The sequence below is a fragment of the Mycobacterium sp. E3198 genome (genome assembly GCF_001667015.1).
Lineage (GTDB): Bacteria > Actinomycetota > Actinomycetes > Mycobacteriales > Mycobacteriaceae > Mycobacterium.
In genome coordinates this window covers 1-8,718 of the sequence record NZ_LZIS01000029.1, presented here as the reverse complement: position 1 = coordinate 8,718, position 8,718 = coordinate 1, and the positions used below count along the sequence as shown (strand labels likewise).

The window sequence follows — 8,718 nt, the reverse complement described above, 5'->3', positions numbered from 1 at the left end:
CGACGCCGATACCGCGTTCGGCCGGCTGAGCAATCGGATCGACCCGCGGTCGAGCGGCTCGTTCTGGGAATTGACCTCCGACAAGAATCTGCGGTCCTTCGCCGACGTGGTCGGGCGCCTCGGCCGCAACCCCGCCGGCCTGCACGTGCTCGGCGGCGAGCCGGCGTCCGGCCCGCGGCGGGTCCTCGATCCCGCGATTTACCGGGAGGCCGCGCGCCAGTTGGACCGCCACTTCACGATCTCGGTCATCGACTGCGGCTCGACGATGGATTCGCCGGTGACCCAGGAGGTGTTGCGCGACCTCGACGCGCTGATCGTGGTGACCTCGCCCTGGGCGGACGGGGCCAACGCCGCCGCCCGGACCATGGAATGGCTTTCCGACAGGGGCCAGACCGGCCTGCTGCACCGCACGGTCGTGGTGCTCAACGATTCCGACGGCCACGCCGACAAGCGCACGCGCGAGCTGCTGGCCCGCGAGTTCGTTGAGCACGGGCAGCCGGTGATCGAGGTGCCCTACGACCCCCATCTGCGGCCCGGCGGCGTGATCGACGTGAACGGCGAGATGGCCCCGGCGACGCGGCGCAAATTCCTTCAGATCACCGCGACGATCGCGGGATATTTCGCGGCCCGGCCGGAGCGCCCGGCGAGCCCGCCGCCGCCCGGGCCATAGGGTCGGCGACGGCCTCGATCTTGGTCACCAGGTGGCCGCGCACCGTCAACACGATCGCGGCGAAAAGCCGGCGCTCGGCGAACGCCAGCACCGCCGGTCCCCCGGCGGGTCCGCTGACCAGAGTCACTTCCGGCCCCAGGTAGCGCATCAGGTTGGTGGCCACCGCGTGGGGGCCATGGTTGACCTGGGGCGGCGGGGCCGGGTCGGCAAGGACCGTGCCCACGCCCCAGACCGTGGGGTCCAGCACCGCGGTCAATCCCGCGATGTCTCCGTTGGCACACGCGGTGATGAACTTCTCCGTGACCAGCTGGTGCTCGGCTGGTGCAACCTCGATCAATTTCGGTTGCGCCGCAGTGAATTTGGTCCGGGCGCGCCGCGCCAGCTGCCGGCAGGTGCCGACCGGGCGTCCCACGGTCTCGGCGATCGTGTCGAACGGGACCCCGAACACGTCGTGCAGCACGAAGGCGACCCGTTCACCGGGGCTGAGCCGGCGTAGCACCTCCAGCAGTGCGGTGCGAACCTCGTCGTCGAGGGTGACCCGCTCCGCGGGGTCCGAGCGGGGCGTCCCCGGCCGCTCGTCGACGTCACCGGGCCGCTCGTGACGGGCGCGCGCCGAGCGCACCTGATCGAGGCAGAGGCGGCTCGCCACCACCGTCAGCCAGCCGCGGACGTCATCGATCTCGTCCGGATCGGTCCGCGACAGTCGCAGAAACGCTTCTTGCGCAACGTCTTCGGCGTCACCGACGTCACCGAGCATCTGATACGCGAGATTGATCAGGTACGGGCGGTGCCGGCGCCAGGCCAGGGCGACCCGGTCGCCGGGTGCGGGCGATTGGCTCATGACCCTTCGACGAGGCGGGGCCGCAAAAAGTTACGCGTTTGCGCTGTAACTTTCCCGGCTCCGGCGCCGTCGTAGGCGCAGTCAGGAAAACTCACGGAAGGAACCACTCCCATGACAATCGTCGTAACCGGCGCGACCGGCAACGTCGGGCGCCCGCTCGTCGAAGAACTCGTCGCCGCGGGCGCCCGCGTGCGCGCGGTCTCCCGCACGCCCGACGCCGCGGGCTTGCCCGCCGAAGTCGAGGTGTTCGAATCCGCAGCGGGCGCGCTGCCCGGTGCCTCGGCCGTATTCCTCAACTCGCGGGCCCTCGACGGACAGCTCGCCGAGACGGTCGCCCGATGCCGTCGCGCGGGGGTGACCAAGCTGGTCGCCCTGTCGGCGATCAACGCCGACGACGACCTCTCGCGGCAGCCGTCGCGCTTCCGCGGGGACCGCAACAAGGAAGTCGAACAGCTCGCCGTGGATTCCGGCCTGGACTGGGTGAGCCTGCGGCCCTCCGTCTTCGCCACCAACTTCGCCGGCATGTGGGGCGCGCAGCTGCGCGCCGGAGACGTCATCGGCGGGCCGTATGCCGCGGCGTCGTCGGCGCCGATCGTGGAGAGCGACATCGCGGCCGTCGCGGCACGGGCGTTGCTCACCGACGACCTTGTGGGGCAACGGATCCCGATGACCGGTCCGCAGGCGTTCACCAACGCCGAGCTGGCCGGCGTCATCGGCCAGGTCCTCGGGCGGCCGCTGCAATATTTCGAAGCGCCGGCGGACATGGTGCGGCAACGGTTCATCGGGTTGGGGCTGGGTGCGGAGTTCGCCGACGCGTATATCGCCATGCAGGCCGAGACCCTCGACAAACCGGCGCTGGTCACCCACGACGTGGAGAAGATCCTCGGCCGCCCGGCGACCCCGTTCGCGCACTGGGTGTCCGAGCACCGCGACCTGTTCGCCCGATCCTGAAGCGAGGAGCCGACATGTCCGAACCACGTCCGCCGCGCTACCTCAAGCCGATGAACAAGGTGATGATGGCCGTCCAGCGGCTCGGGATACCGACCGGGCCCGCCATGGTGCTGACCGTGCCCGGCCGCAAGTCGGGCCGGTCGCGCAGCACCCCGATGACGCCGTTCGAATTCCGCGGCGGCCTCTACGTCGTCGCCGGCTACCCGGGCGCCGACTGGGCGGCGAACGCCCGCGCCGCGGGCCGCGGCACGCTGAGCCGGGGCCGACGGTCCCGCCAGGTCAAGATCGTCGAGCTGGACGCCGAGGAGGCGCGGCCGGTGTTGCGCGCCTTTCCCGCCGAAGTCCCGGTCGGGGTGGCGTTCGCGAAGCGTTCGGGGATGGTGCGCGACGGAACGCCCGACGAATTCGAGGCGCTGGCCGGCCGGGTCGCCGTTTTCCGATTCGAGCCGATCGGCCGCTGACGCCGCACCAACCCTCCGGCGGAGTGTGAACCAACTCGAAGGAACATCCGTGTTACCGGAGACCAATCTCTGGCCGCGGCTCGGTGTCGTGCGTTTTGGCGGCGGCGTCCCGCGGGCAATCACTGCACTTGTTCGTCCGCAGTGGGGAAGTCGAGCCGGGAGAAAGCTGATGCCGCGATCAAAGCCCGCCGGTCAAAGGCCGCACCTTGCGGCTACTCGGGGAGCGGTCAGCGGCACAGATGCGGCGGATCCGACCGGTTGGGTGTCGAGCGCCCTATGCCTCACCGTCGACCCCGAAACACTGTTCGTCCGGGGCGCCGCCCAGCGCGAGGCCGCGATATTCTGCCGCCGCTGCCCGGTGATGCGGGAGTGCGGAGCGGAAGCGTTGGACAACAGGGTGGAGTTCGGTATCTGGGGCGGCATGACCGAGCGCCAACGGCGGGCCCTGCTCCAGCGGCATCCCGAGATGGAGTCCTGGTCAAAATTCCTGAGCGAACAACGAAACCGCGGCGCCGGCTGACTTGCCGCCGGTCGCCTTGTTTGCGCCCCGTGCGGACGTAATCTAAGGGCCATGCGCACGGCCTTTCACGAGCAGCTGGATGCCCTCAATGAGCAGCTGGCCGACATGTGCGGAAGGGCTGGGTTGTCGATGCAGAACGCCACCCAGGCCCTCCTGGACGCCGACCTCGCGCTGGCCGAGCGGGTCATCGACGAGCAGGGCCGGCTCGCGGAGATGAGCGCCGCGGCCGAGGACGCCGCGTTCGTGCTGCTGGCGCTGCAGGCCCCGGTGGCCGGTGACCTGCGCGCCGTGGTCTCCGCGATCCGGGTGTGTGCCGACGTCGAACGCATGGGCGGCCTGGCCGTGCACGTCGCCAAGATCGTTCGCCGCCGCCACCCCGAACACGTGCTGCCCGAAGAGGCCAACGGCTATTTCGCCGAAATGGGTCGTGTCGCCGTCGAATTGGGCGCCGCCGCCGAAGAGGTCTTGCGCACCGGCGACCCCAACAAGGCGCGCCTGCTCAATGCGGAAGACGACACCATGGACGATCTGCACCGCAAGCTGTTCACCGAGCTGATGGATCGGCAATGGGAACACGGCGTGGCCGCCGCGGTCGACGTGACCCTGCTGGGCAGGTTCTACGAACGCTTCGCCGACCACGCCGTCGAGATCGCCCGGCGTGTCATCTTCCAGGCCACCGGCGCGTTCCCCGACGGCCCGGAACCGGTCGGCTAGCTACCAGACGATCGCGGCCATGTCGCGGTTGTCCGAACACACGCTGCGCACCGCGGACTCGATGTCGGCGGCTGTGATGATCTGCAGATCCTCGACGGTCACCGGTTGGCCCGAGCGCTTCTGGGCGACCACCCGGGTGTCGCGGAACCCCTCGGCGCGCTCGATGACGTTGCGCGCGAACCGGCCGTTTTGCATGGCGTCGATGCCGTGCTGCCCACCGGGGGTGGTGTAGTTGCGGATGGTGGTGGCCGCATCCAGAAACGCCTCCCGCGCGCCGGGGTCCAGCAGGCTCGCCCGCGGTGTGGCGTAGCGGTGCCCGATCTCGACGATCTCAGCCGGCGAATAGGACTCGAAACGCAGCTTGCGGTTGAACCGGCCCGCCAAACCCGGGTTCACCGTGAGGAATTCGTCCACTTGATCCTCGTAGCCCGCCCCGATGAAGCAAAAGTCGAACCGGTGGGTTTCCAGCGCCACCAGGAGCTGGGTGACGGCCTCCATGCCGATCATGTCCGGCGTGCCGTCCTGGTGGCGTTCGATCAGCGAGTAGAACTCGTCCATGAAAATGATTCGGCCGAGCGACTTTTCGATCAGCTCGTTGGTCTTGGGACCGGACTCGCCGATGTAGTGCCCGCAGAAATCCGAGCGGCGGACCTCACGGATCTCCGGATGCCGCACGATCCCCATGCCGGCATAGATCTTGCCCAGCGCCTCGGCGGTGGTCGTCTTGCCGGTGCCGGGGGGTCCTACCAACAGCATGTGGTTCGTCTGCCCCTCCACGGGCAGCCCGTGCTCGAGGCGCATCACGCGCACCTCGAGCTGATCCTCCAACGCCGACACCGCCTGCTTGACCGCAGCCAGCCCGACCTGTTTGGCCAGCAGCTGCCGGCCCTCCGCCAGGAGCTCGGCGCGCCGACCGGCCGCGTCGTCGTCCTCCAGCTGCTCGCGGCTCTTCGCGGTCGAGGCGTCCCACTTGTCGGTGCGGCTGGCAATGGTGTGTTCGTCGGTCACCACCAGCTGCAGATTCCGGTCGGCCAGGGCGGCTTTGGCGGCGCCGGTCAGGACCCCGTTGATGGTGGCCTTCGACAACCAGATCTGGGCCCGGTCCTCCTCGTGCAGCTGGCGATGCACCATTCCCCGCACGTACGCCAAGTCGGCGACGAGCAGCGGAATGTCGGCCGGGCCGATCGAGGCCGTCAACACCTCGGCGCCGAACCGGCTCGACGACGTGGTCTGGCCGATCACGTCGACCCGGTCGAGCCAGTCCAGCGCCACCCGGCCCTGCCCGAGATGCGCGGCCGCGTGGGCGGCCAGCGCGCAGATCGACGCCGTCACCGCGGACATGATGATCGCCTGCGGCGGCAGCTCCTCCGCGGCCGTCAGCAGCAGGTCCGGCCACCGCTGGGTGGCGAACATCAGAAACGCCCGGGACAGCTGATGCCACTGATAATTGCCCCACGAATCGAGCAGGTCGCGGCCGGCCAGCAGGCGGTCGGCCTCGGTGTATTCGCCCGCGATCGTGAGCGCCGACGACAACGCGAGCCCCACTTGTGATGCGTCGGTCACCGTGATGCCGATGTAGGGGCCCAACTGCATCTCCGCGGCCAGGGTCCGGCCGATCCGGGTGGTCTCGCGGTGCAGCCACTCGCGGTGATGATTGAGCCGCTTCAGGGAGGCCAGGTCGTTGTCGCCGCAGGCGATGCGGCCCAGCCAGGCGTCGGCCATCGACGGATCGGCCTCGGTGGCGGCCACGAACTCGGGTAAGGCCGCGGCGCGCCCCTGCCTGTCCATCGTTGCCATGGCGCGGTCGAAATGCCTACGCGCCGTGAGCAAGTCCCCCATCGTCTGCACCATCCTCGACGCTACGTGGCGAACGACATCGCGACAGACTCCAGGTTGACATAGCGGTTCTCGGCGCGGAACAAGTCCATATCGGCCAGCCAAGTGTGGCCTGCCGCAGTCACTTTCACCGTCGCACCACTGACCTGCTCGATGGCCACTTCGAAAGCGTGACCGTGTCCGTCGGGAAGCGGCGTGCCGGCCGGCGCAACCGTGATGACGGTGGCGGGCCGCGGCGCCGGCGAGATCGGGTTGTCGCCCCCTCTCGCTTGGGGAGCGTGTTCGACGACGCTTACGCTCGTGCGGGGCGCGGGCCGCGAGGCGTTGACGACGCTGACCAATGGCATCCGCACGCTGGCCCAGCGCTTCAGGTCCCGGGTGTGCACGCTGACCCGCTCGCCGGCGCCGGCGGTGCGGATCACGATCCGTTTGGCGATCGCGTCGTCGGCGGCCACGAACACCCGCGATAGCTCCCCGGCGTCGGTGACGGGGATCATCAGCCGGTCGCCGTTGCCGAGCTTGCCCACCAACACCCCCGACGGCCCGATCTCGACGATCAGGTTGTCCGGCAACGGGCTTGGGCGCAGCCCGCGCAGGAAGGGACGCGGACCGCACATGTTGGCCGCCGCCGCGGCGGCCTGCTCGCCGTTCAGGCGGCGCAAAACCACGCTCGGCGGGCTCGGCGCCTGCGTGGGTGTGCGGACGGTGACCGTCGCGGTGCACGTCTGGTCCGGGTAGATCGTGACATTCTGGATGACCTCATCGACCCGCAGGGTCCAGGCCTGGGCGAGCACATGGGAGTTGATCGCCTCCGCCGGGTAGGCGTACGTCGTCATCCACCCGGCCTCCCCGCGGATCGCCTTCCACTTTTGCATCGTGCCCGACACCGCGTCCCAGCCGAGCCGGCGATCCAGCTCCGTCAGGTCCGTGGCGGTGGCCACCTTCGCGCGCAGCCCCTGGCAGCGCAGCTGCCCGGCGATCCGTTGAGCCGCCGAAATCGCCGTCGCCCCCAGGGTGGTGCGCCAGCGCAGCGCGCGGGTGTTCTCGATGATCGGCAGCCGCAGGATCAACCAGGTCTCGCGGCGGCCGGCGTAGGGCGGCGTGCCGATCTCGGCGTCGTACACCCGCGGAAAGTCGCCAACGCTTCCGCATCTCGACCCGAACGACACGACGCTGATCGAGTCCAGTTCCAGGCCCAGCGGGTGCCGCAACATCGGCACGAGCTCCACGATGTCGATGACGTTCTCGGTATCGACGCTCACCGAGCCGGTCACCATGGTGGCCCGGTGTGCCCTGCCGAGCAGCTGCACCGCCACCACGGCCACACCGTCCTGGACGCGCACCCCACCACCGGAACGGTTGCTGGCCACGGTGATTGGCTCGCTCCAGCTGATCGGGCGCCGGCCGCGAATCGCCAGCATCGCCCACGACCACGCCGGCTGCCCTCGCCAGCGCACGAACACCACCACGACGCCCGCCACGACGGCCACCCCGACACCGATGTAGCCGCCGACTACCCAGCCCGCCAGCGCGAGGAGGAATACCAGCAGGATCCCGGCGACCCGCCGATTGCTGGCCGGGCTGAACCCGATCAGCCGCGACCTCATCGCGCCCTCCGCAGCCGCGCGGCTGTGGCCACCACCAGCACACCGGCGATGACGGCGCCCAGGAACCCGATGGCAATGTTGCGAGCCCGGTGATCCGGCGGGGGTGCGGGCGGCGGCGGCGTGATCACCCGGCTTTGCGCACCCGGCGGCATCTTGTCTCCAGGCGGGATGTTGAACGTCAGCGCGGCGACCGGGTCCACCAGGCCATAGCCCACCTTGTTATCGACGCCGGCCGGTGGATTGTGCGCCGACTGCACGATCCGGTTGATCACTTGATGTGCCGTCAGCTGAGGGTATTTCGCGCGCACCAGCGCCGCGACACCGCTCACGTAGGCCGCCGAGAAGCTGGTGCCCCAGAACGGCATGTTCTTCTCGCCCGGCCGCGAGGGCGGGTAGGCGTTGACCGGCCCACCGCCCTGCGGCGAGAGGCCCATGATGTGGGTTGCGGGCCCCGCCACGCCGACCCAGGGCCCCGACATGCTCTTGTCGATCGGCGCACCGCCGGCATCGACACCGCCCACCGACAAGACGTAGTCGGAAAACCACGAGGGCGAGGAGATGACCTTGACCTGATGCCAGTCGCGGGGATCCGACGGATCCAACGGGTCATACATCGGATTGTTGTCGCAGCCGCCTTCGCCGTCGTTGCCGGCCGCGGCGACGATTACGGCGTCCTTGGCGGTCGCCGCGTACCACAGCGCCGCGCCCAACGCCCGCTGATCGGTGGAGGATGCGGCAGGCAAGCAGGAGGTCACCGAGATGTTGATCACCTTCGCGCCCATGTTCGCCGCGTGAACGACGGCCCGCGCCAACGTATTCAGCGTGCCGGCTTTGACCTTCTCGTCCGAGTTCGGGTCGGCCGGCGGCGGGTTGACCGGCTCGAAGGCACGCGACGACTGCCGTATCGAAATTATCGTCGCGTGCGGGGCCACGCCCACCACCCCGTCCGGGGCCCCGGGCGGGGGCGGCGGCACCGCGGGCTCGTCTTCGGTCTGCGGATCCGGCGGCCCGTTCGAGGGAGCCATCGCGCCCGCCTCCGGCGGCGAGGGCGGCGGCGTCGGCGTTCGAGTCGGCGGTGTCGGCGACGGTGCATCCGGGTGTGGTGGCGGCCAACCGCA

9 protein-coding genes are annotated in these 8,718 nt (G+C 69.7%); 5 read left to right on the top strand and 4 right to left on the bottom strand.

Annotated elements, in window-relative coordinates; translation table 11 throughout:
- On the top strand, positions 1 to 670 hold a 670-nt coding region (locus tag A5673_RS04540; protein WP_197518288.1), incomplete at its 5' end, for a MinD/ParA family protein.
- On the opposite strand, the gene sigI is transcribed toward A5673_RS04540, so the two are convergent.
- Positions 597 to 1,511: an RNA polymerase sigma factor SigI gene (gene sigI, locus A5673_RS04535; protein WP_068227536.1), complete on the bottom strand. Its 915-nt coding sequence runs from the start codon at positions 1,509 to 1,511 to the stop codon at positions 597 to 599. The two genes, A5673_RS04540 and sigI, sit on opposite strands and share 74 nt — an antisense overlap.
- 111 nt (positions 1,512 to 1,622) lie before the next feature.
- On the opposite strand from sigI, the gene A5673_RS04530 reads away from it, so the two are divergent.
- The 4 genes from A5673_RS04530 (at position 1,623) to phoU (ending at position 4,157) form a co-directional block, all read left to right on the top strand.
- The gene (locus tag A5673_RS04530) at positions 1,623 to 2,462 is read left to right on the top strand and encodes an NAD(P)H-binding protein (RefSeq protein WP_068227533.1); all 840 of its coding nucleotides are present in this window, start codon (positions 1,623 to 1,625) and stop codon (positions 2,460 to 2,462) included.
- 14 nt (positions 2,463 to 2,476) lie between these two features.
- Positions 2,477 to 2,923, top strand: coding sequence for a nitroreductase family deazaflavin-dependent oxidoreductase (locus A5673_RS04525; protein WP_068227530.1), 447 nt, complete (start codon positions 2,477 to 2,479; stop codon positions 2,921 to 2,923).
- A gap of 169 nt (positions 2,924 to 3,092) precedes the next feature.
- The gene (locus A5673_RS04520) at positions 3,093 to 3,443 is read left to right on the top strand and encodes a WhiB family transcriptional regulator (RefSeq protein WP_068227527.1); all 351 of its coding nucleotides are present in this window, start codon (positions 3,093 to 3,095) and stop codon (positions 3,441 to 3,443) included.
- A 51-nt stretch (positions 3,444 to 3,494) separates the two neighbouring features.
- Entirely contained in the window at positions 3,495 to 4,157 is a 663-nt protein-coding gene (gene phoU / locus A5673_RS04515) for a phosphate signaling complex protein PhoU (RefSeq protein WP_068227525.1), read from the top strand.
- Here phoU and eccA read toward each other — a convergent pair whose 3' ends face one another.
- The 3 genes from eccA to mycP form a co-directional block, all read right to left on the bottom strand.
- Positions 4,158 to 6,008 carry a type VII secretion AAA-ATPase EccA gene (gene eccA, locus A5673_RS04510; protein WP_156747846.1) on the bottom strand — a complete coding sequence of 617 codons (1,851 nt, stop codon included), beginning with the start codon at positions 6,006 to 6,008 and terminating at the stop codon, positions 4,158 to 4,160.
- Between the two features lie 8 nt (positions 6,009 to 6,016).
- Positions 6,017 to 7,600, bottom strand: coding sequence for a type VII secretion protein EccE (gene eccE / locus A5673_RS04505; protein WP_068227521.1), 1,584 nt, complete (start codon positions 7,598 to 7,600; stop codon positions 6,017 to 6,019).
- Positions 7,597 to 8,718, bottom strand: a 1,122-nt coding sequence (gene mycP, locus A5673_RS04500; protein WP_068227539.1) for a type VII secretion-associated serine protease mycosin, incomplete at its 5' end; no start/stop codon positions are given. The genes eccE and mycP, both read right to left, overlap by 4 nt.